The sequence below is a fragment of the Stenotrophomonas maltophilia group sp. RNC7 genome (assembly GCF_030910085.1).
In the GTDB taxonomy this organism is placed as follows: domain Bacteria; phylum Pseudomonadota; class Gammaproteobacteria; order Xanthomonadales; family Xanthomonadaceae; genus Stenotrophomonas; species Stenotrophomonas sepilia.
This window is the reverse complement of record NZ_JAVFVN010000203.1, coordinates 1-587: the sequence shown is the minus strand read 5'-3', so window position 1 is coordinate 587 and position 587 is coordinate 1. Positions and strand designations below refer to the sequence as shown.

The 587-nt window shown below is 38.2% G+C and carries 1 protein-coding gene; it reads right to left on the bottom strand.

Annotation, left to right across the window (positions count from 1 at the left end; all coding sequences use genetic code 11):
- Positions 1-587 (bottom strand): IS256 family transposase (locus RCF13_RS02850; protein WP_308140822.1); only part of this gene is annotated, 587 nt, incomplete at both ends.

Below are 587 nucleotides of genomic sequence, written 5' to 3'. Positions count from 1 at the left end.
CACTTGGTAAATCTACAGCTTTATACACTTGTTTAAAGTCACTTGCGACTTCTTTCTGATCAGATTTTCTTACTTTAGACAACACATTTCTCATTTTATGCACGACACAGCGTTGAACATCCGCTTTAGGGTATACACTTAGAAACGCTGTTTCTAAGCCAGTTAATCCATCGAAAATACCTAGTAAGACGTTTTTTACACCTCGTTCATGTAGATTTTCTAGAATTTCTCTCCAACCACTTGCCGATTCTCTTCCGCCAACATAAAAACCTAAGATTTCACGTTTCCCTTCCAATGTAATACCTAAAGCGATATAAATAGCCTCTTTTTCAACCGTATCGCGACGCACACTAAAAAATAAGCAATCTAAATAAAGTGCCGTGTAATTCGACTCTAATGTACGTGATTGCCAACTTTCGATATTGTCCCTAATCTTTTCGGTAATATTAGATACAGTAGTAGCTGAGTAAGGATTACCATCTAATAAACGCTCCACAAATTTACCAACTTGTCGCGTACTTACACCGCTTTGATATAGGCTTAGAACCGCTTTTTCTAACCAACCATCACGTCGTTGATACGGCTGG